A 22,837-nucleotide genomic window follows, 5' to 3' on the forward strand; every position below is an offset into this window, starting at 1 on the left:
GTTCAGGCGTTCGAAGAGAGAAAAGTTTTTCGATAGCGCCAGATCAAGATTGTGGAATCCGGGGCCGCGCAGAATATTGCGGCCCGAATTGCCAAAGGTATACTGCGCAGGCGTTGGGAATGCCGAGGCGTCGAACCACTTCGTGAAGCTGCGCTGGCCAGCGGCGAGACTGCCGCTGCCCACTCGATTGGGGCCGCGCCGTTGTACCTGTGTTGCTCTGGTCAACCGCTTCAGTCGGGGTAAATGGGATGCCTCCCTGAACAGAGAAGATTGCCTTTGCCGTGATTCCACCGAACAGCGCACTCACCAGACGAGATCCGGAGCCGAATGACCGACCTTTGCCGAATGGAAGATCGTAGACCGCACTTGCGACAAAGCGATTTCTCACGTCGAAGTTTGAGTTGCCGCGTTCCGCCGCAAGATTCTGCGAGTCCTGCGGTGCCGGAGAAGTATCGACCTGGCTGGACCCGTTATCGATGGAATGACCCCACGTATATGCAGCGAGAAAGTAGAGGCCGTGCGACATGCGCCGTTCCAACTGCGCCTGCAAAGAACCATAGTGCGAACCTATAAATGGGCCGTATTCATAGACGGCGCTGTACTGCGGTAGGGGACGTCGGGCCTGAATGGCTCCTGCACCTGGCCTGGGCTGGTCGATCTGCAATGGGTAGTAAAGGCGATGCGTGCCAGAACCTACATAACTTACCTGCGCGACCGTCTCACCTGGAAGCTGACGCTGGAGGCTCAGACTCCACTGCTGGACATACGGTGTCGGCATATCTTTGGGATAAGAATTCACCGCAGGTGTTTTTACATTAGATGGATCCACCGCATCGGCAGGAAATCCTGTTGCCAGAATGATGCCGGGATTGATCTGATCTGACGTATAGCTGGTTTGGATAAAGTAGGGCGGATTATTAGTAGGACGGCGTGCGACGGGAACATTCTCGTCTCGCCCATAGAAGATGCCGAATGCAGAATGCAGAACCGTTGCAGAGTTGATCTGATATGCAAATCCAACACGTGGCGCGAAGTTGCGATAGTTAGGGTCACTGAAAGAGCGACGATACCCCGCCTGTCCAGCGTTGCTTGCATCGAGGATCGTGCCGTGAAGCGAATTGTTCTCGAGGATCAGGTTTGAATAGTGATTTGAAGTTTCGTAGAAAGGCAACGGCACTTCATAACGAACACCGAGATTTAGCGCAAGCTTCTTCGTGGCCTTCCAGTCATCCTGCACGTAACCCTGATATATGTGTTGTCTGCTCTCGCTCAAAGACCGTGTTGAAACCGTGGAAGAACTGGTGTAGCCCAAAAGGAAATCCGCAAATGGATCACCCGTCGTCGAGCGGTTCTGCGGGTCTTGTGTATAAGAACCGTTGAAATTGTATGCAGGCCGCGCATTCAGCGTTGAGTTTGCGTAGAGCGTTACCTGTTGCATATCGACACCAAACTTAAGCGAATGACGCCCAAGCTGCCAGGTGAGATTGTCACTGGCCTGTATCGTTCGGCCCTGCTTATCGATTGGTAAATTACCCGATCCAGTCGCGGGGGTGAGCAGTGTTCCCGGTCCTGTAGAACCTACTGTCGTAAGTCCGGAGATTGCAAATGTGGGCAGACCACTCACAGTTGGGTCGTTCGGCGCACCGATGATGCCGAACTGATCGAAGAGACGAGGGCTATTGATGTTCTGCCGCTCACGGGTCTCCTGATAGCCAACGCGTGCCTCATTCACCAGAGACGGCGAGAAGATATGAGTTTCGCTGGCAACAAAAGAGTGCGCCTCCGGCTTTACGATGCTGGGATTGCTGGCGGGCGGAGGGAGCGTTGCAGGGAGCGTGTTTTGGCCAAGCACCTGAACAAAGTGCGAGAAGAAAGAGTCCTTCGCACTCAGATGGTGATCCAGGCGGATGATGTACTGATCGCTATCTACGCGTTCCGTCTGGTTGGAAAGATAGTTGAACGTTCCTGTAAGGTTGGGGGCAGGATAGAGCGCAAGCAAGCGCGCCGCGACGCTATCGAAACGTGATGCTGGAATCTGATTGCCCGCAAACTGCGCGCGACTATAGCTACTTCCCTTCGCGCTCGTCGTTGCTGGATCGTAGATCGTCTTGCTAAAGATTCCACTGCGCTGCGCGAGTGTAGGAACATTTGCAAGCTGAGGAGCAGCATCGACGATGCGCGAACTTTGCCATGCCACAAAAAAGAAGGTGTGGTTCTTCCAGATAGGGCCTCCTAGCGTCGCGCCGAACTGATTCTGAATAAATTGCGGCTTGGCTGTGAGGGCAGGTTGAAAGAACGGTGATGCATCTACTGCCGAATTGCGGATGTATTCGAAGACGCTGCCATGAAACTGATCCCCGCCAGATCGCAAGGTTGCATTGATCACCGCGCCGGCGGATTGGCCGAACTCTGCAGAGAAGGTGCTCGTCTGCACCTTGAACTCTTGTATTGCGTCGACGATGGGCTCAACGGACTGCGCCGTGGAATTATCAAAACCTACTATCTTATTTTTGTTATCCACTCCATCGAGCAGGTAGCTGTTTTGAATGGAACGCTGCCCATTGGATATGAATGTATTGCGCTCCTGGGTCCGCTGCGCCGGAGTAGTTCCCGGGGCCAGGGTGGCAAGCTGGATCGCGTTGCGTCCATTCAGCGGAAGAGCCTGGATCGTTCCCTGCTCGACCACATGTCCCACGGATGAGGTTTCGGTTTCAAGCGGAGGCTCTGTCGACGTAACGAAAACTGTTGTGTCGGCGCTCCCTACGGCAAGCGTGAGGTCAATCGCGAGCCTGTCCTGTACACGCAGATCCACGCCCTTCCGCGTGATGGTCCGAAAGCCTTTCGCATTTGCGCTAATGTCGTATGTCCCTGCATGAAGTGAAGGAGCACTATAAACCCCTTCGCGATTGGTCGTGAGTGTGACCATTGCATGGTCTGCAACATTTTCCAATCGAACGGTCGCACCGCTGATCACGGAGCCATTCGCATCGGAGACAACACCCGATATTGTTCCGGCATCCACTTGGCCATAGCTCAACCGAACAAATATAGAAGCAAAAAATAATAAGAACGCAATGCTGCGAGATCGACGTCGCATAAGTCACCCTTCCTTACGTGAAACAGGGATTTCTCATGTGCAGATACGATTTCGCCGTTACGAATCGCAAGGACACGTGTGCGAAGGCTTAGGCCTTCATACGAACGAAAAGACGCAGAACTTTTAGACGATTCTGCGGATCATGCACCTAAATGTGAAAGGGACTTAGAGGCAACAACCAATGCGCACGGCGCGAAGGCGCATGCGGAGCGAGGCACTCTGAGTATTGGTTGTTTCGACGTTCATAAGAGAGAAATACATTGGCGCAATGTGCTTGTCAACACCGCTGCCCACGCCCATCAGTCTTGGTCTTCAGACATGATCAGAAGTTTCGTGCTCGATTAGCCTAAGACGTCCCCAGAGTTCGGACGAAAAGCACGATGGGGTAATTCTTCGATACTGTTGACTCCAGATCGTCGGCTACGGACGGAACAGCCTGGCAGAAGCTGCCGCTACTGTTCACATCAATACTGCCAACACTAAAAACAGCTCAAGTCTCATACGCTAAAATCTGCTCCATCCATGATCTTTCTAAGTTCTTATCGAACGATCAACGTTACTGTGGTCGTGTGCTGCAAGGTTGTATTCGCTGCGCCGGTGGCGGTGGCGGTAACTGTAATCGTGTAATGCTGCGGGTCCTGTGCGAAGAACTCGCCACTGCCGCAGCCAGTCAAACCGAGGGCTGCGGCTCCAGCGATCAAGAGGAAGAACAGGCTGAACAACATGTGCTGCGTCCGGACAAACCTCGCGCGGATATGCTTGTTCCGCAACAGCGGCAGCAGGAAGACTGCCGCGCTGATCGGAAGCAGGGGGGCTCGTGCCGGTGTTGATGGCAGATGGCCTGCAGCCTTGAGTGCTGGCATTTTGATCGCCAGACTCAATGAAGTCGCGCCGCTCCCCGAGGCGATGGTTGAAGGTGTAAGAACTGCCGTCGCTCCTGCGGGCAGGCCTGCAGTTGTCAGCGTAATCTCCGAGTTCAGGACACCGCCCTGTGGCTGTATCGAAAAATTGAAGGTGGCAGTATGTCCGGGATTGACGGACTGAGTCGTCGCTCCGGTTGCGGTGAGGGTGAAGTCTGAGATGGGCGGCGGAACAACCGTGAGCACAAAGACACTGCTTGTCATCGCAGGGTTCAGAGCATCGCCAACATAGCTTGCGATAAGACGGTGCGTTCCGGGCGAGAGTGTAGCAGTGCTGATCGTTGCCACATTGTTGCTCAAACTCGCTGAGCCGACTGAAGTTGATCCAGTGCTGTTAATATCCAGCAGGCTGACCTGCCCTGTTGCCGTGCGTCCCGCATTACTGAAGGTCGCCGTCAGCGAGCCGCTGCCCCAGGCAATAGAGGATGCTCCGTTGAGCGTTAGGGTTCCCCGACCGCCGCTTGAAGCCTGGCCTGCTATAGTGCGGATCACGCCGTCAAGGCCCACCCACCGAACCAGTTGATTGTTCGTGTCGGAGAGAGCAAATGTGCCGGAAGCCTGCGCGGCGGGAGTACGAGGCGTATCGAGGATTGCATTGACGGCCGGACCGCCATCGCCAGCAAAGCCCTGGGAGCCATTACCGGCCACCGTCGTCATGTTTCCCGACGTTGCAACCAGGCGGATGCGATGGTTGTCACTGTCCGCAATATAGATGTTGCCCGCCGCATCGATGCTGAGTCCACGCGGCCGAGCCAGTAAAGCGCCGGTTGCCGCTCCTCCATCACCACCATAGGACTTGCTGCCGTTGCCCGCCAGTGTTGAAATCACGCCGGCAGTATTAACAACGCGGACTCGCTGATTGTGGGTGTCTCCGATATAAATTCTTCCTGACGCATCGACCGCCACGCCGTTGGGAGAATCGATACCTGCAGCGGTTGCTGCTGCCCCATCACCAGAGAATCCCTGTTCTCCATTTCCGGCCACTGTGGTAATCGTTGTGCCGCTGATCTTGCGGATGCGATGGTTGTCGGTGTCAGCGATATAAAGATTGCCACTCGAATCGAGTGCAAGGGCGCTGGGAGTGCTTAGTTGCGCAGAGACAGCCGCGCCGTTCTCTCCAGAGAAGCCTGCACTACCGGTTCCAGCAATAGTCGTTATCGTTCCATTGCTAATCTTGCGGACGCGCTGATTGTGCGTGTCGGCAATATAGAGATTCCCGGAAGCATCTACTGTAACCCCAGCAGGGGAATCAAGCTGTGCGCTCGTCGCCGGCCCACCATCGCCTGCAAAGCCCTGCTCCCCTGTTCCCGCCACGGTCGTCACCATACCGGCGAGGTCGACTTTGCGAATAATGTTATCGTTCAGGTCCGCAATATAGAGATTACCGGCGGTGTCATATGCGACTTGCGCGGGAGCAGCCAAAGGAGCCGCTGTCGCCTGTACGTTGTTTACCAGTCCGCCCTGCGCATGTACCGGGAAGCTCCCATCCGCCCATCCAATGACAAGAGCCACCGCCGACAAGCCAGGTATCAGGTGCTTTCGCATCAATAGCCGCCAGCGCGCCCCGCTTGCTTTTGCCATCTCCGGCATATCCACCTTCTCGAACTGCAAATCATTCCTTGTCTTTTTCAAACTCTCGCCCAATCCAGACCATTTGCCTGCGCAGCGGATCTTCGCCCGTGCCCCTGAAGTCGAGCCGTTGATAGAGCCTTTCAGCCGCGCTTTCCTTCATCACCTGCAACCTCATATTCACCCGCATTCCGAATCTATGCCGCTGCCTTTTGTCGCAATTGCGGCCTCCATATCGAGCGAGCCAGCCTGCTGTCTCTTTTCGCTCCGGCGGGTATTTTCGATTGCCCTGTCATCAGTAGGCAAAGACAGCCGCTACTGGCAGACCAGGCTGACCGTTACCCTGTTGTACGGATTAATATTGGTTTCGGAGAAGACAAGGCTGATACTGTCGCCTCCAGAAACAGAGAAGGTGTGCGTCCTATCCTGGCAACTCGATCCATTCGCGTTCGTGGTCACGGAACAGGTCATCGCGGTAGCAACGCTATTTTTGAAGACAGTGAGCGTTGTCGTATCAGCACCCGCAAAGTTGTAGTTATTGACCCCGACGTTGAGTGCGCTCATCGTGCAGGCCACCGGCATAGCCACAAAGTTGCTATCGAGAGTCGTGTTCGAGTTCAGATTGGGGTTGGTGTTGAGCGGCGAAAGATAATAGGTTCCGGCAGTTCCCGGGTTTACGAACTGCATGGCAAAGGTAATGGCATTCACCCCGCTGCCATTGGCACCAGCAGGTCCTGTCGGACCAACAGGCCCCTGCGGCCCAGTCGCCCCAGTCGGCCCATAAGGTCCTATTGAACCCTGCGGACCTTGTGCACCTGCCTGCGCGAGGAGGGCCCATACTGTACCGTCGGTACCGGGCTGGACATTCAGGTTGGATACCAGTGAGATATAGCTGGAGTTGTTGAAAGCGACCGCATCCCCCACGGAATAGAGCGTCGCAGTGCTCCATGCGCCTCGAAAGTTGACCGGGGGGCCTTGCGGACCAGTCGCACCGGCAGCTCCCGCAGCGCCAGTGGCTCCGGTCGAGCCTGCCGGGCCAACGACGCCTTGAATGCCCTGTAGGCCTTGCGGACCGATGGGACCGGCAGTGCCAGCCGCACCGGCGGCTCCCTGCTGAGCCAGCGGCGACCAGAAGGTCGGAGCTGTATTCGGCTGATGCGCAGTGTTGCCTCCTACAAGTGAGACATAGCTGGAGCCATTGAAGAAAACCGCATCACCGAGAGCATAGTTTGTGACGGTACTCCATGTGCCCTGAAAGCTGACCGGGGGGCCTTGCGGACCAGCCGCTCCTATAGCTCCTGTGGGACCAGTCGGCCCCACAGGGCCAGCGACGCCTTGAATGCCCTGAGATCCCTGCGGACCGATGGGACCGGCAGAGCCAGCAACACCGGTCGCACCGGCTGCGGCCAGGACTGACCAGAAGGTGGGTGAGCCATCAGGCTGATGGCCTACGTTTGGATCCTGCAAGGAGACGTAGGTTGACCCGTTGAACGTCACCGCATCGTTTACAGCGTAGGCCGTTCCGGCAACATACACATTGCGATAGACCAGCCCGGCTCCGGCAGCGCCCGTGGCGCCGGTAGCTCCCGCAACGCCCACTGGACCTACGAGACCAATCGGCCCTGGAATGCCCTGTAGACCTTGCGGCCCGATGGCACCAGCAACGCCGGGTACACCTTGAATACCCTGGAGCCCTTGATTGACCAGTGTCACATCGAGCCGTGCAGGATGGCCCGTCTCATCATTTTCTTTACTGTCGAAGAGAACGTTGGCAGCATTGGAGGACAGAGCGAACCCGGTATTGGTAGCCGCCGCGTCCAACCAAGCCCGCACCTGCGCGGTCACATCGACCGAGACAAATTGGCCGGGCAGTGTCACCGCAAGACTTCCGAACGAGGTTCCAATGGGAGGCGCCGTAGCGGAGGTGACACCGTACTCGTTCCACGCAGAGGTGATCGGCGCCACCGTGACCGTGCCCGCGGTATTGACCCGGTTCACAAAGACCGTCAGCATCGCCTGGGAGACCTGTGCCGAGGTCGTTCCCGAAGGCAACGTCTTCAAATCGAACTTCAGGAAGGTTGTGTTGCCATTACCGACATACAGGTTCGAGAGCGCTCCGTAGGCCATGGATGCATGGGCCGAATTTACACTTGCATCGCCGCTCAAAGTTACATCCGAGGCAGAGGCTTCATGGCTGCTCAAAAATAATAGGCCAAGAAAGATCACCGACTGCACGAATTCAAATCGCTTCAAAATGCATACTCCTAGGTAAGGACAATAGAGTTGGACAGGAAACTACCGTGTCATTACAGAGAACAAGGAAAGAAAAGCTGACTCACGCGCGCTATCTAGCGTCGCAAGTGAATATAGATTCACGGGTGGCAACGAAATCCTATAGCACACCTATCGCGAAATCCGTACAACTTCCGGGGCATCCTCAATGGTCTTGATATATGAATCCAAAGTGTCCGCTGGGGAATTCAGTTGTACTCTTCTAGTCGATCGCAGCAATCAGGCCGGCTCGAGAAGCGAGTGTCCTGTATTCATTGCGTAAAGGAACTCACATTGAGAAATTGCGTTCTCGTGCTGTTTTCTTCACAGCGAGTTTTTTTGCGGCGGGACAGAGCGTCACCACTGCTGCGGGCACTCCGAGTCAATCTGCCCAAATCGATCAACCCAGGCCAAAAGAAGCGACCAGCGTGCTCAGACAGCAACTCGACGTGGACTCGGAGGCGTTGTCAAAGATACATGTCACACCGCTCATTCAGCCAGATCCACTCCGTGCCCTCTTTCAGCCGATCGACCGCCTTACGGACAGAGCTGCCCAAGCGGAACGGCTAAAGTTAGGGGCGACATATACCTTTCTGAATCAGTACGCGACGGTCACGCCAGAGTCTGTCCGGCACAACCAACTGAGCGGAAGACTTGATTTCACGGGAGCCTGGAGCGCCTATCAGAACCATGGATCTGCTGGATCCATCAGCCTGCTTGTCCGCTCCGGAACCAACATTGGCGTTAGTCAGCAGTTCAATCTGAGCAACGGCCTGGGTTCCGGGCTCACCCTGAACTGCCTGCAGGGAGGCGGTGCTCAGCAACCAATTACTTTGAATATCCTCTACTGGCGACAAGACCTGCTTGGCAGGAGGCTTTCCTTTTATATTGGCAAGATTCATCCTAACCAGCACATAGCACTCAGCATGTTTAATGACGACGAGACCTCGCAATTCCTAAATGGCGCCAACGATGGCAATGCTGCAATTGCTTATAACGGCACGTACGCTGGAGGCGCAGCGGTTGAATTTCAGGCGACTCCTCATCTTTATATCCATGCTGTTGCGGTTGATACAGAAGGAGCGGCGGACAGGGGTCTGGCAACGCTGGTTGACCGGAAGTATATGGAGGCCGTCGAAGTGGGCTGGTTTTCCGGCTCCCTCGGCCAGCGGTACCAGGGCGTCCATATCGGCATGTGGCGTGACGATACAAAGAGTCAGGGCAGCGGATATGGCGGCGGCTTCTCTGTCGAGCACGAGTTTTCCAGTGGCTGGGCACCATTTATGCGATATGCCCTTGCTACCGATACCGGAACATCTCTGAAAGAAGTGGCCGCATTCGGTTTGACGCAGGTCCATCCCTTCGGGCGACATGGAGACATGTTCGGCACTGCCTTCAATTACAGCGAACCCAGCGCGGGTAAACATCATGAGAGCGTGTTTGAGTCGTTTTATCGCCTTCGGCTGACGCAGAGCGTAGATCTCGGTCCTGACGTGGAAGTGTCCGTGCATCCGACTTACGCGAGCAAGGAATATGTCACAACGCTCTTGAGTGCAAGAATGCGGATCATTTTCTAATCGTCGAGCGGGCAGCCAGCCTAAGAACATCTTTTAGTCAGCGCCCATTTCTTTCGCCTGCCGGCAGCAGCGAGGATCGGGCGAGTTCGACGCGCGGTTTCGCAACTCGCAAGGTCCGTGCCCTTCTATTCGGAAGTGATCGATCTAGCCGCGCTGGAGATGGAGCGCAAGATTGCTAAGCTCGGAGCCCAAGACTCCAAACTTGCTCTACTAGAGCTGGTATGGGACACGTGCATTTCTACGTAGGCGACCGACGGCTTACCTGCCTGTCACTCCATGCAGAGGCATCTCTTTCAGGTATTGCTTTCATAGAATCCGCCATCGCGCTCGTTGCCCTAAATGGTTCTACCACCTTGAGTTGGAGAAAACGATCACTTTCACTATAGTGGTCGGAATCATTAAGACGCGCATAGCGACGCAGATCTTAAACATAAAGAAATTGCGACTTCATTCAGTAAGCTACAAATCTTGCGGAGTTGTACCTTTTCATCTTTCTAAGAGCTCTTCCGGGTACTGAAAAACGTTCACTTCCCCTTTTCAGGAGGCCCGAATTGGCACCAAAAGCAGGCTACATTTTTCGCGTTATTCTCTTCCTCTTTCTCAGCATCTTTCCCCTCACCATTACAGCGCAGGAATACCGCGGTTCCATCCTCGGACACGTCACTGATCCCCAAGAGTTCGATATTCCCAATGCCTCTATTGAGGCCCGGAGTGATCAGCAGACCTACACCATTAAGACCGACGGCCACGGAAACTTTGTTATTCCGCTTGTCCAGCCCGGAACCTACACCATCGCCATACAGGCCCCTGGCTTCCGCAGAGAGGTCTATCTCAACCAGATTCTCAGCATCAGCCAGAAGCTGAACTTCTCTGTCAGGCTTACGCCGGGCGGCGCCACCGATGTCGTTACCGTCACTACCGACCAGATGCAACTCGCTACAACCGATGCCTCCGGCGGAACCGTCATGGACCCGGAGAAGGTTCAGAACCTTCCCCTCAACGGGCGCCAGGTTTACATGCTCATGTCCCTTACCCCTGGCGTTCGTTTCACACAGACACAATTCGGCGCCGGTGGATACTCCGGTACCCGCGGCTGGGATGTATCAAACTCCTACTCCATCAACGGGCAACAGGGAGCCTACAACCAGTTCATGCTCAACGGCGCGCCTATCTCTGTGCAGGGCGGCGGCAGCGCAGGCAGCTGGAACATCTCTCCGTCCATCGACGCAGTTCAGGAGTTCAAAGTCATGACCATTACCTTCGACGCGCAATATGGCCGCGTCGGCGGTGGCGCCATGAACACGATTCTCAAATCCGGAACTCCTAACTTCCACGGAACCGTCTACGACTACTGGCGCAACTCCATCTTCGACGCCAATGCCTACCAGCTCAACCAGCAGGGAGCGTCCAAGCCTTTCCACAACCAACATCAGTACGGAGGCACCATCGGCGGCCCCTTCCTCAAGCACAACGCATACTTTTTCTTCAGCTACGAAGGCTGGCGCGAAGTCCTTCCTGCCGGTGTCGTCACCAGCGTCCCCACTGCGGATATGCGACCCGATGCCTCGGGGAACGTCAACCTGAGCGGTTATCTCGCCTCCGTCAACAAGACCGGCATCTACGACCCGCTCACCACAACCTGCGCCACTCCAACCACCGGCAGCTGCTCCACCTACACGCGCTCCCCCTTCCCCAACAACATCATCCCCGCCTCGCGTATTACCCCAACTGGGCGTGCGGTGTTGAACCTCTTCCCTGAGCCCAACCGCCCCGGATATACCAACAACTTTGTCTTCAATGGCAAAGATAACTACAGCTACAACATGCCCCTTGCGCGCGTCGACTACAGCTTCACCGACCGCACGCGCCTCTACGGCATCTTCGCCTGGTGGGCCGGCAATGAGTACCGCAACCAAAATGGTTTCACCGGCCCGGCCATGCGAGGAAATGTTCAAAACTATCGTTCCAGCCTCACGCAGGTGCTCGACCTCACGCACTCCTTCAACGATCGTCTCGTAGCCGACGTTCGTGTCTCCTTCAACCGTTATTTCACCAACTCTCCGAATGGAGCCGTCGCCGCAGGCCAAGCTTCTCTCTCCGCCTCGGATCTCGGCCTCAATATGCCGCAGCTCCCCACAACGAACAAAAACTACGCTCCCGAGTTCACCTTCGGCGACGGCTACAACTCCGTCATCGGCAACACTGTCTCACCCTCCATCTTTGAAACCTACGACATCGGCCCTTCGCTGACGCACACTATCGGCCGCCACACTCTCCACTATGGCGGCGAGTTTTCTCTCTACCACGATGTCACAGGAGGCATCGGACAGCCGAACGGGACCTTCGCCTTCGGTGCCAATGGCAGTAACGACTTCACCTCGAAGAACCCCTTCGTCCAGAACAACGACGGCTCCGCCATCGCCGATCTTCTCCTCGGCTACCCCAACGGCGGCAGCGTTCAATACAAAAATCAACCGTACGAGTCCTACAAGTACTTTGGCTTCTTTGGGCAGGATGACTGGAAGGTCACCGACAAATTCGCCATCAACGCCGGCCTTCGATGGGACACCGAGCTCTCCCCCACCGAGCGACATAATCGCCTCCTCGCCGGCATGTGCCTCACCTGTGTCAACCCCATCACCAGCATGATCCAATACCCCTCGGGAAATCTCCTCCCTAACGGAGCTGCTATCGCTAATCCGATGAACGGCACCATACAGTTTGCCAGCGATAAGCTCTCCGCCTACGAAAACAACACGGGCTTCTTCCAGCCCAAGCTCGGCCTCTCCTACAGCCCTAACCGCATGCTCGTCTTCCACGGTGGCTACACGCTCTCCAAAGCGCTCGGTATCGAGCTCGGGGGAGATTCCGCCTGGACGCAGAGTACCCCCTACAATGCTTCGCCTGACGGGGGGCTGCACCCCTCTGGCAGCTTCCACGGCGGAACTCCCTTTCCTAACGGCTATGTCACACCTCCCGGCAACTCACAGGGTGATCTCACCCTCGTCGGCTCCAGCGTCTCGCTCGACTTCCGCAATCGCAAGATTCCCATCGTTCAGCAATGGACCGTCGGTTTCGAAACGCAGTTTCCACTTGGCATCATCGCTAACGTCGCCTACCTTGGTGCTCGCACCTATCACCTTCGCGCCAGCCGCCAGCTCAACGGCCTCAGCGCGGCAGATTTCCAACGTGGCCATAACAATCCAAACTACCTCGATCAGCAGGTACCTAACCCCTTCTATGGAGTGCTTCCCTCTACTGTAGCGATGGGCCAGAATCCCACCATACAGGCCAAGTACCTCATGGTTCCCTACCCAGCATTCAATGGAAACATCTACAACTACACCAACGCATCCGGCTCCAGCCGATATGATGCCCTGCTCGCCAAACTTGAAAAGCGCTTCTCCGGCGGCAACGCTCTCAGTCGAGGTCTCAGCATTCTCAGCTCATTTACCTGGTCCAAACTCATGAGCACGACCGATTACCTCAACAATGCTGCCACCGGGTTGGTCGACGACAAGCCCTATAAAGCCATCGACGGCAACGACCGCTCCTGGGACTTCGCAATCAGCGGTCTCTACAACCTGCCCGTAGGCCGCGGCAGCAACCTGCTTGGCGACGCGCACGGCGTCGTTGGTCAGTTCATCAATGACTGGCAGCTTGATTGGACCTTCACGAACGACTCTGGAACGCCAGCCAGCTATCCCAACGGCAGCCTCTTTAACTGCGGCAACTACAACATTCGTTCCGCCCAGCGCAGCTACAAGAACTACCTCAACAACTCACAAAGCAACTGCTTCCAATCCTTCCCGGAGTACACCGCCACCACCCAGCTTCCGCGGACAACCCTCGTACGCAATCCCTGGGCACAGCAGACGGCACTGGCTGTAGAAAAGAAGTTTGCCATTCGCGAATCGATCAAACTCCAGTTCAAGGCCGAAACCTTCAACGTCACCAATACGGCCATCTTTGGCGCGCCCAGCAGCAGCTCACCACAAACCGCCCCCGTACGCACCAGCGTCGCCGATCCCAATCAACCCGGAGCATGGTCCGGCTTCGGAACCATCAGTTCCACCCAGCAGAACTTTCCACGGCAGATGCAGATGTCCCTCAAACTTCTCTTTTAACTACGGTCCTAGCCGGTCGCATCGTTCTCCTCATCTTGCCCTAGATGGCAGGAGGAGGACGGTGCGGCTTGCGTTTACGCGAAAAGCATCCTATTCATGCCTCTTCGTATAAGCCGTTATTCTCAGCAATATAAGTAATTACCTAAAATGGTTCGAGTCATAGGTTCGGATACTGAAAAACAGGTTTAGCGGTTCCGAGTGGGAAGATCGGATAACGTGAACTCTTCCCTTCCCTAGTAGTTGCAGCACAGCATCACAATTCGACGAGTCACTCAACGAACTTGATAGAAAAGAATAGAACCGGTCTCAAATGAACGCTGACGCCAAGTAATCGTTCCGATTCGGTTGCCTCGGCCATCCGTAGCGTTCTCAGAAGACAATCCTCATCCCCAGCTCGACACGTCGTGCTGCTTCCGCGGAGAGAGCCTGTCCGAGGCTCGAAGATGAAACGACTGTCCCAACCGCAGTGACGTTGGTATGGTTCAGAAGATTGACCGCTCGAGCGTTGAGCGTGAGCGTTCGGAGGTGCTCTTTATCTTTGCCTCCTAAGGCGAACTCTCTACTGAGGTTGGAGTACATGTGCACAATGACAGGCATGGTACCGAAGTTTCTGGGTACATTTCCGTTGACCGCATTGACCGTCAACAAACCAAATGGCGTCGCATAAGTCCCACTATCGGTAGCGGTAGAAGCGAAGGATGGCCGGTCATTGAAGGTACCATCTCCATTCGCATCGGTTCCCGTGGTCAGGTTGTATGGCCGACCGTAGTGCCAATAGGTCTGCGTCGACAGAGTCAGCTTGTAGGGTAGCTTGAGATCATTCTCAATAAGCGCTCCGCTTGATTGCCAATCGGGCCGCGCAGCTTCACCACGACTGCTGTAGGTTGATTGGGGAGTTGCTCCATCCGTACGGAAATTGACGTTCCATGCCCCTATATTGAGCGTCCAGCGCTTGTAGCTCTTCTGCTCAATACCCGCCCACAACACGCTTCCCCGGTTGTGGGCGGAGTTCTGATATTCGAAGATGTTCAAATTTGGTGATCCTGGCCGCGGGGCATTCAACGCAGCAATTGGATCAGGAGGATTGCCAGTGCTTGCGGGCACGAGCGGCGCATTGATGTTGACCGTTCTTGGATCGCCCCATGCCTCATACCAGGTAAACCACACGGAGGGCTTCCAATGATGAGCTAAATCGCGGTCAATTCCCGCAGCCAACTCGCCTACAGGAATCTGTTCAAATGTGTTTGGAAACTGCCAGCGCGAACTGACCTGAACTGATCCCGCCGTCGGTAGGAATGGATGCGCATAGTCAGGAGAATAGACTGTGGCCTGCTGCTGCTTGGTTCCATTCAGCCGATAGACCTGATCCGCCGGCGTGTTATCTACATGAACGTTAAATACACCGGCCCGGACATGGACGGTCCAACTGGATTTTTTGTCTGGGGACCACGCCAGGCCCAGGCGCGGCCCAAAGTTAAGAAACGTACTTGGTGCGGTCTGAAAGCTGTAGCGTAGTCCTGCGGTAACCGTCAACCGAGGCCGCAGCTTGATGGTATCTTCAGCGAAAAGTGCCAAACGCCATTGCGTATATGGGACAACTGGGTCGCCGGTTGTGAGTTGGTAGGTTGTTGGATTCCCGCCCGGAAGTCCCAACACGGCGCGCCGATACTGTTCCAGCGGGTTGATTGTTGTCAATCCGCCGTTTGCAGCATCGTTCGCATCCAATGCCGGGGCCGTGCCCCCTCCGAAGACATAAGCCCCGTTGAATGTATTGGGATTGTAATTGTGGACGAAGACCCCCAGCGATTGCGCTCCGATCTTGATTTCGTGTTTCCCACGCACAATCATCACGTCATCATCAATCTCCAGATCGCGTTCCCTGGTGTTGAGGTTCTGGGCTACAGCTCCACCACTGTCGAAATAACCGGCTACTTGAAGTGAAGGGGACGTTGCGTTCGGGTCCTGCTCTGTGCGCTTCCACGTGTATCCGATGCGCGTCTCATGCAGCGTGTTTGCACTAATGGTGTAGTTATTTGAAAAGCGCAGGTCGTATTCAGCAACTCGGCTGGAGTACCCACCATCGAGCGTTGTAAAACCACCAACTCCCTGATTTCCACGGCTATTCACATTGGCTGCGTACGAAACGGTAGCCATATCTTTCGGGCCGAGCTGAAAGTCGGCACGACCTGATGCAATCCATAACCTCTGCGGCGCCGAAACTGTCTGGCGCAGAGGAATTCCGTTTCCATCTGGCCCAAGGGTGTTGTCAGGTGTAAGCTGCAGAGCATTTACCACATTGAATTCATCAATATCACGCTTCTCGAGCGCTAAGGAGAACCCACTCTTTTTCGAGACGATCGGGCCACTTAGCTCAAATCCATATCGTCTTTTCCCCGCGGGAGTGGCTGTTACGGAGAACGGATTCGTCGCGTTGAAGCTGCCGTCGCTATCGGTAAGAAACAATGCACCATGATAGGAAGCGACTCCAGGCTTCGTTGTTATCTCGATCCGCCCACCTTGTACATCCGGTCTCTCATACTCTGGCGAGATGGGATCGGGATTGACGCGAATCGAAGCGATGGAGCTCTTGGGCGGCATGGCGCTTCCATTTTGAAATCCATCGACGACCACGTTTGCAGAAGAGGCAGCACCCCCTCCGGTCGATGCCAATAGCTGAAGTTGCTGAAGTAGATCATCAGGATCGTCAGGGAGTTGCCTTATGTCCTCTGATGTAAGCGACGTCGTGCCTGCTCCCTGTGAGATGTCGAGCGGGACGGCCTCATCTGCACTCACTTGTACATCAGTCTGTACGGCCGTCACCGGCATCTGCAACGAGATACGCACGACACTTCCAGGAGAGCCTGCTGCCATTGCTCTTACTGCCGTAAATCCCGCTGCCTGGACTCGTACCTCTGTGGAAGCCTTGGAAACACAAGGAAGCTGAAAAGCACCATCGCTACCGGTTACTACCTCGTGCCCATCATCCGTCTGGATGCGGGCACCTGGAATGACGGCCCCTGATGGATCGGTAACCGCCCCTTCGATACGAATGCCATTAGGGCATGATGTTTGTGCGATGACGGATGCAGTGAATAGCATCCACACACTTACAGTAACGAATGTATGAATATGGACTCTTCTGCCAAGACAAAACATATCGTCCCCTTGGGTTCCAATTTCAAGGGGTTTCTATGAATGATCTATTGATTTGCAGCTAAGGATGCATTTCCTGCAGTGAGTTTGGTCTGCTCGACGTATCTACTTATGATCGCCACCGAGTTGGTCCCGTACCCGGTCTTACCTTATACGGAGTCTTCTACCCGTCGAGATACGAGGCTGAGAAGAGCCTGAGCAATTCCATCATGAGACCTGCCTGGAGACTGCCAATATTCAATTCCCCTTGTCTCCCTGCACGAATGCAGGCTTTCCCTGCATCTCTGTGGCGCGGCGTGTCATTAGGGAGCAGGTTGAGAACTGCGGGAGGCGGAAGACCTTATGCTCGCTTTGCCACATGTCGGAGACTGGCTGAGCAGTCACTTGCAGTGTGCTCTGCACTCGATCCAGTCAATGCTTTCGGCACACGCTGTAACGAAATACAACCATCCCATAGCCTTATGGATACTGTTTGCGGCCTGCGGCGTCACCGAGTTGTGCATCAGTTTCACCTTCTGCACCCCGATCGAATGCATCCGGCCACTGACCCGATGGGAGAAACGAAATCCGATTGCTCCTGACATCCTCTACGCGTTCTTTGTCCGGATTGTCCTTTTCCCACTCATTGCCTTCTTCGAATACGATTGGTTGCATCGTCACATAGCTGGAACTCTAAGCGATCTCGGCTTCGCCCAACCTTCCTTCGCGGCACTAGTACCAGCACTCCAGACATGGCCCGTCATTACCTTCGCCCTGAACTTCGTGATTCTGGACCTAGCTGATTATTGGCGCCATCGCCTCTCGCACCGGTTGGGCTGGTGGTATGGCGTTCATTCGCTTCACCATGCAGAGGATCAGATGACGTTCTGGTCGGACGATCGCTCTCACATCCTTGAAGACGCCATTACCTATGTCTGGCTGATTGCGGTAGGTCTCGCTATCGGCGTTCCGTCGCTCCAGTTTCCGTTCCTCATCCTGACGTTTCGGCTGCTGGGCAGTGTCTCTCACGCCAATACAACGATCGGCTACGGCTGGCTTGGTAATCACATCCTCGTCTCTCCTCGCTTTCACCGAACCCATCACGCCCTCAAAGCGGCAGGCAGGCGTAGTTGCAACTATGGGACAGCGTTATCGCTGTGGGATGTGGCCTTTGGAACCGCCCGCTTCAACGACGATACGGTCGAAACCGGTGATGCTGGCGCAGAGCCTGCGCTAGTTCATGGCTCCTGGGTCGAACAACAGCGAGCCGGATTTCGCCGAATGATGCGTCTCGCGCGCCGCAAACGAAGTTCCGTAACAACGAGGTCAGCAGCATGATTGCAGTCGGACAAAGCACATGGACGAAACGGGTGCTCGTAAACGGAAGCCTGAACTTCAAACCTGGGGAAGGCTGGGAAACCGAAGCCTACACTCGATACCGTGAGAAGCTCAGCGTTACGCAGTATCCATGCTTCTTCGGTCAGACTGCGGAAGCACGTGGGGAAATGCTCTACACCTTTGTGCCACAGAACAACCCCGGCGAATTGCTTCAAAATGTGGCAAGCTTCGTGAAGCTTATTGGCGAGCCGCCGCATGAGAGAGCGAGTCTTGCCGCTTTTTTTGAACCCGATTCTCGCCTCGTTTCCCATGAAGAATTTCTTAGACGGTTCTGGACTGCGCTCCAGCATCTCCATGACCATGACCCAAGCCCCGACCGTGGCAGGAATCCCGATGATCCGTTATGGGAGTTTTCGTTCGCAGGCTGCGAGATGTTCGTTGTCGGCACCTCGCCGACCTACCAGAGACGGCGCAGCAGAAACCTCGGTCTGGGAATGGGGTTGATCTTTCAACCACGCCATCTGTTTCTTGACCCGCGACAGGGCAACCTATTACTTCAGAAGTCAGGCGACGGATTCACAATCGGATGCTCACTTACGACCAGATGCCAGTCCATCCTGATATCGGCTTTTATGGCCATCCGAGGAACCGAGAGTGGAAGCAATATGCGCTCCCGGATGACAATGAAGCTGAGACCGGCTGCTGCCCCTTCCGCCGGTAGGACCCCTCGCTGCACCGTTTGCGGGTTTCGCTGCAAAGTTTAGTCAACGAGGCGATAGCAGAAATAGCATAGTGTCATAGAGACGGGGGATTATATGGAACTCGCTCACAGTTTGGATCTGGCAGGACAACCTGAGCTTTCGGAGAAGACCGCCTCAGTCCTCCACTGGAAGAACCTCCGGCCAAATGCATATGCTGTCATTGCCTCGTCCGCAATCATCCTGTCATTAGTGACGGCACAGGAATGTCGTTCGGTCACACATCTACCTTCTCTAACCTATGGCCTTGTTCTGTGGGGATGGTGGGGGATTCTCGCCAGCAGCCTTTGGAGACTCAGTCAGAAGCATGTGTCGTGGGTGACGTTTGCTCCAAGACAACTAATGGTTCACCTTGGCCTGGCGCCCCTGCTCGGTTGGGCGCATCTGCTACTCCTTTGGAGTAACTGCTTTATTGTTCCAGCAAATATTCGCGTTATCGTGATGCGAAGCGACTGGAAGAGACTGATGAATCTCAACCGCTTCGGGATGGAGATACTTATCTATGGATTCATCCTCGGCGTGATCGGAGCGATTCAATATCACATCCGCTCCCAACGTGAAGCAATCCGCTCCTCGGATCTGCAACGCCAACTCTCAACAGCGCAACTGCAGGCCTTGCAGATGCAGTTGGAACCTCATTTCCTGTTCAATACTCTCAACGCCATTACGACACTGGTGGAACTCGGCCGATCGCAGGAAGCGGCACAGATGCTGGCCCATCTCAACCTCATCCTCAAGACAACCCTATCCTCTTCCACTCCGCAAAAGGTTCCTCTTTCAAGAGAGCTGGAGATCATCGACAACTATTTGGCTATCGAGCAGATCCGATTTGCGGACAGGCTTCGCATTGAGATGAAGATCGATCAGAGCGCGATGAATGGATTAGTTCCAAGCTTCCTTCTTCAACCCATTGTTGAAAACGCGATTCGACATGGCATCGCACATTGTGAAGCCGAGGGCGTTATCGAAACATCGATCCGACGAGAAGGCAAAACGCTCCGCATGCGGGTGTACGACAGCGGCGCTAGCATTCCCAAGACGCCGGTCACTGGCAATGGAATAGGGCTCCGCAATACGCGTGAGCGACTGACCCACTTCTATGAAGACCGATTTGAGATGAACACAACGGTACTCGAAGGTGGCGGATTTGAAGTGGCCATCGCAATTCCGTATGAGCAATGAATCTACGAACACTAATCGCCGATGATGAACAGTTGGCTCGCGAACGCCTGCGTTATTTGCTCGCCAATGAGACGGATGTGCGGATCGATGCGGAATGCAGGACAGGCAAAGAGGTCATCGAAAGGCTGAAAGAGTCCACGTTCGATGTCCTGTTCCTCGATATCCAGATGCCAGGCCGGGGTGGTTTCGATGTGATCGAGCAGGTTGGTGTCGAAAACATGCCAATCACAGTATTCGTGACCGCCCATAACCAGTATGCAATCCAGGCCTTTGAAGTCAGTGCGCTCGACTATCTCACGAAGCCGGTTGAGTTCGAGAGGCTCCGGGCGGCCCTCGTGAAGGTTCGAGAGAGAATGGCTGCGCGTGCTGCTCTCCATTCCCGTGATAAATGGATGTCGGCAGTGGAGAATCTTGAGCATCTCCTGACATCAAAAACAAATTATCCTTCACGTCTCCTTGTTCCTAACGGAAGCAGTAAAGACTCCGTAATACAGGTCGAGGATATCGATTGGATCGAGGCCGCGGACTATTATGCCTGTTTGCACGTGGGCTCGAGGAGCCACATGCTCCGGGAGACGATCAAAGAACTTGCAACCACCCTGGACCCCAAGACCTTCGTGCGAATCCACCGATCCGTTATCGTGAATGTGGGCCGTGTCTCGGAGATACTCCGGGAAGGTCGGTCCGAGGGAGCCGTTATCTTGTTAGATGGACGTCGCCTCAGGATGAGCAAGATGGGGTGGCAGAATATGCTCGCCGTCCATCACCGATAAGAGCGAGCGGGAGTATAAACGCACTCCTTCGTTATTTCCAGGCCGTCTTCTTCGCAGCCACAGGCTTCGTCTTAGTCATTTCAAAAAACAACCTCTCTTTAACTGCCGGACTCCATGGTTATGAAACGCGAGAGCATTCAGTTCACGTAACGCGAAGGCGTGCCAATTAAAGAACTTTCTGGTCACGTGGCATTCCAACTTCAAGATAGGTCTCATCTAATAGCAGCAATAAGCACCCCATTCGCTGGTATCTCGATCGCGACTCGATCTGCCTCAATCCGAAGTGTGCCCCCTCCGAAAAGCTGGTGACTTGTCTTGTATCCAGCCAGGTTGGTGAGGGCTGTAGGGACATAGAGTGTTGCGTCTTCTTCTCCACGGCGGATTGCAATCAGGATGCGCTCTGCTCCCTGTGCTCGTGTGTAAACGATGGAGTCGTGGGATGTGTAGAGCACTTGCATGGTTCCGGAGGAGAGTGCCGGCGTTGTGCTCCGCAGAGCCAGAAGCTGGCTGGTCCAGCTCAACATTTCCGCTTGATCCGGGGTCCGCGTCGCAGCCTGAAAGCCAGGAAAATCGCGGCGGTTGTCTGGATCCTGATAGCCCTGCATATAGATTTCATCCCCTGAGTAGAGTTGCGGCATACCGCGCGCGGTGAGCAGAAAAGCCATCGCGAGCTTATTCGCCTTCAGCGTGCCGCCGGGTTCGCTGGCGAAGCGAATCTGATCATGATTGTCGATGAAGGATGTGAGGCGTTCGGGATGCGGATACAGTGAGTCCTGGCGGAGTATGCTGGCAAGCTCCTGCATGGAAGCCCGACCAGTGAAGGCGTCGACAATGGCATGCTGCAGCGGGAAGTCGAGTGGAGTCCAAAGGCCGGTATCGATGCCATCGCGCGTCACGCCACCGGCGAAGGAGGAGACTATCTGGGGGGCAGGATTGGAGACCTCTCCGACATCCGTGAGGCTGGGATAAAGCGAATGCAGTTGCGCGTGAAACTGGTTCCAGAACTCTCGACCGACGTAGGAGAAGGTGTCGATGCGCAGGCCATCGAGTGCGGCCTCTTCCGTCCACCAGATCGCGTTCTGGATGAGGTACTTTGCGACTGCAGGATTCTCCTGGTTGTTATCCGGCAAAGCATCGACGAACCATCCCTCGGTGATGTCGCGCTTGTCACGCCACGGCGCATAAGGATCGGTGAGCGGCTGAAAGTCCATGACAGCAGCGGTGTGGTTAGCCTTTGTGCCGTGAAACCATGTAGGCTCAGGCGAGTCATCGACCCAGGGGTGGCGCGGTCCAACATGGTTCGGCACCGTGTCGAGCACAAGTTTCATGCCTCGCGCGTGCACGGCGCTGCTAAGAGCCTTGAGGTCCTCGAGTGAGCCGAAGTGTTCGTCGACGGCGTACATATCCGTTGCGTGATAGCCGTGATACGCCTCAGGGCTGTGGTTCTGATAAACAGGCGTGATCCATATGGTCGTGATGCCGAGCTTTTGCAGATAGTCGAGGTGATCAATGATGCCGCGCAGATCGCCACCATGCCAGCCGCGCGGGTTGGCCCGCTCGGCTTTTGCAGCGGCGCTATCGGCAGAGTCCTTCGCATCGGGACCATCGTTCGTGTGGTCTCCGTCAGCGAAGCGGTCCGTCATGATGAGGTACATCACGTCGCGCGAGGAGAAGCCTGCGAAGCCTTCATTCGCTGCGTGGCGTGCTTCAAAGGTGAAGGGATGTTCTGTCTTGCCTTGCGATGTCTCTACGCGAACCGCCACCTTGCCTGTGACTGAGGCATCCTTGTTGAGCCACAGCTCGGCCCAGTGGCCATTCTGTGAGATCGTCGTCCGTTCGATAGGGAGATTACCTACAGTGAATTTCGCTCCGGCAAGGTTCTCGCCCTTCACCAGCAGCATCGGAGCAGGCATGTTGATCCACCAGTTTGGCGGATCGATCCTGTCGATACGCGGTGTCTGAGCAACCAGCGGAAGGCAGCAGGAGAGCAGTGAGACAACGGCCGCGATGAAACGAAGTGACATGAAGGACAGCTCCCATGAATTTGCGCGAAGAGAGAAGGGGCGCCGCTATATGCTGCGGCGCCCTGAGTA

General features: G+C 55.3%; 12 protein-coding genes and 1 pseudogene. 7 read left to right on the top strand and 6 right to left on the bottom strand.

Annotated elements, in window-relative coordinates:
- Positions 1 to 43: 43 nt before the first annotated feature.
- The 4 genes from PW789_RS03650 to PW789_RS03665 all read right to left on the bottom strand — a co-directional run bounded on the left by PW789_RS03650 (position 44) and on the right by PW789_RS03665 (position 7,839).
- Positions 44 to 3,097, bottom strand: coding sequence for a TonB-dependent receptor (locus tag PW789_RS03650; protein WP_299371401.1), 3,054 nt, complete (start codon positions 3,095 to 3,097; stop codon positions 44 to 46).
- 539 nt (positions 3,098 to 3,636) lie between these two features.
- Complete coding sequence (locus PW789_RS03655) at positions 3,637 to 5,598, bottom strand: Ig-like domain repeat protein (RefSeq protein ID WP_299371404.1); 1,962 nt, start codon at positions 5,596 to 5,598, stop codon at positions 3,637 to 3,639.
- Between the two features lie 31 nt (positions 5,599 to 5,629).
- Positions 5,630 to 5,752, bottom strand: coding sequence for a hypothetical protein (locus PW789_RS03660; RefSeq protein ID WP_299371407.1), 123 nt, complete (start codon positions 5,750 to 5,752; stop codon positions 5,630 to 5,632).
- Between the two features lie 149 nt (positions 5,753 to 5,901).
- Entirely contained in the window at positions 5,902 to 7,839 is a 1,938-nt protein-coding gene (locus PW789_RS03665; protein ID WP_299371410.1) for a DNRLRE domain-containing protein, read from the bottom strand.
- Positions 7,840 to 8,132: 293 nt separating this feature from the next.
- Between PW789_RS03665 and PW789_RS03670 the strand changes: the two genes are divergently transcribed.
- A complete protein-coding gene (locus PW789_RS03670) occupies positions 8,133 to 9,434 on the top strand; it encodes a carbohydrate porin (protein ID WP_299371412.1) in 1,302 nt (433 codons plus the stop codon).
- A 551-nt stretch (positions 9,435 to 9,985) separates the two neighbouring features.
- A complete protein-coding gene (locus PW789_RS03675; RefSeq protein ID WP_299371415.1) occupies positions 9,986 to 13,561 on the top strand; it encodes a TonB-dependent receptor in 3,576 nt (1,191 codons plus the stop codon).
- A gap of 369 nt (positions 13,562 to 13,930) precedes the next feature.
- Here PW789_RS03675 and PW789_RS03680 read toward each other — a convergent pair whose 3' ends face one another.
- Positions 13,931 to 16,660 carry a TonB-dependent receptor gene (locus PW789_RS03680; protein WP_299371418.1) on the bottom strand — a complete coding sequence of 910 codons (2,730 nt, stop codon included), beginning with the start codon at positions 16,658 to 16,660 and terminating at the stop codon, positions 13,931 to 13,933.
- Positions 16,661 to 17,056: 396 nt separating this feature from the next.
- Between PW789_RS03680 and PW789_RS03685 the strand changes: the two genes are divergently transcribed.
- The 5 genes and pseudogenes from PW789_RS03685 (at position 17,057) to PW789_RS03705 (ending at position 20,744) form a co-directional block, all read left to right on the top strand.
- Positions 17,057 to 18,031, top strand: coding sequence for a sterol desaturase family protein (locus PW789_RS03685; RefSeq protein WP_299371421.1), 975 nt, complete (start codon positions 17,057 to 17,059; stop codon positions 18,029 to 18,031).
- Positions 18,028 to 18,510 (top strand): annotated as a pseudogene (locus PW789_RS03690) (YqcI/YcgG family protein); the annotation flags it as partial. The gene PW789_RS03685 and the pseudogene PW789_RS03690, both read left to right, overlap by 4 nt.
- 125 nt (positions 18,511 to 18,635) lie before the next feature.
- Entirely contained in the window at positions 18,636 to 18,752 is a 117-nt protein-coding gene (locus PW789_RS03695) for a YqcI/YcgG family protein (protein WP_299371646.1), read from the top strand.
- Positions 18,753 to 18,846: 94 nt separating this feature from the next.
- Positions 18,847 to 19,971, top strand: a complete 1,125-nt coding sequence (locus PW789_RS03700) for a sensor histidine kinase (protein WP_299371424.1) — start codon at positions 18,847 to 18,849, stop codon at positions 19,969 to 19,971.
- Positions 19,968 to 20,744, top strand: a complete 777-nt coding sequence (locus PW789_RS03705) for a LytTR family DNA-binding domain-containing protein (protein WP_299371427.1) — start codon at positions 19,968 to 19,970, stop codon at positions 20,742 to 20,744. The genes PW789_RS03700 and PW789_RS03705 overlap by 4 nt, the downstream gene beginning before the upstream one ends.
- Positions 20,745 to 20,956: 212 nt before the next feature.
- Here the strand turns inward: PW789_RS03705 and PW789_RS03710 are convergent, their stop codons facing one another.
- Positions 20,957 to 22,768 carry an alpha-amylase family glycosyl hydrolase gene (locus PW789_RS03710; protein ID WP_299371430.1) on the bottom strand — a complete coding sequence of 604 codons (1,812 nt, stop codon included), beginning with the start codon at positions 22,766 to 22,768 and terminating at the stop codon, positions 20,957 to 20,959.
- Between the last annotated feature and the right edge of the window lie 69 nt (positions 22,769 to 22,837).

It is taken from the genome of Edaphobacter sp. (genome assembly GCF_028283685.1).
GTDB lineage: Bacteria > Acidobacteriota > Terriglobia > Terriglobales > Acidobacteriaceae > Edaphobacter.

Coding starts and splice junctions, on each gene's coding strand:
- PW789_RS03685 (WP_299371421.1), top strand. CDS start 17,057: ATGCTCGCTTTGCCACATGTCGGAGACTGGCTGAGCAGTCACTTGCAG.
- PW789_RS03655 (WP_299371404.1), bottom strand. CDS start 5,598: ATGGCAAAAGCAAGCGGGGCGCGCTGGCGGCTATTGATGCGAAAGCAC.
- PW789_RS03705 (WP_299371427.1), top strand. CDS start 19,968: ATGAATCTACGAACACTAATCGCCGATGATGAACAGTTGGCTCGCGAA.
- PW789_RS03695 (WP_299371646.1), top strand. CDS start 18,636: ATGCCAGTCCATCCTGATATCGGCTTTTATGGCCATCCGAGGAACCGA.
- PW789_RS03700 (WP_299371424.1), top strand. CDS start 18,847: ATGGAACTCGCTCACAGTTTGGATCTGGCAGGACAACCTGAGCTTTCG.
- PW789_RS03710 (WP_299371430.1), bottom strand. CDS start 22,768: ATGTCACTTCGTTTCATCGCGGCCGTTGTCTCACTGCTCTCCTGCTGC.
- PW789_RS03650 (WP_299371401.1), bottom strand. CDS start 3,097: ATGCGACGTCGATCTCGCAGCATTGCGTTCTTATTATTTTTTGCTTCT.
- PW789_RS03680 (WP_299371418.1), bottom strand. CDS start 16,660: ATGCTATTCACTGCATCCGTCATCGCACAAACATCATGCCCTAATGGC.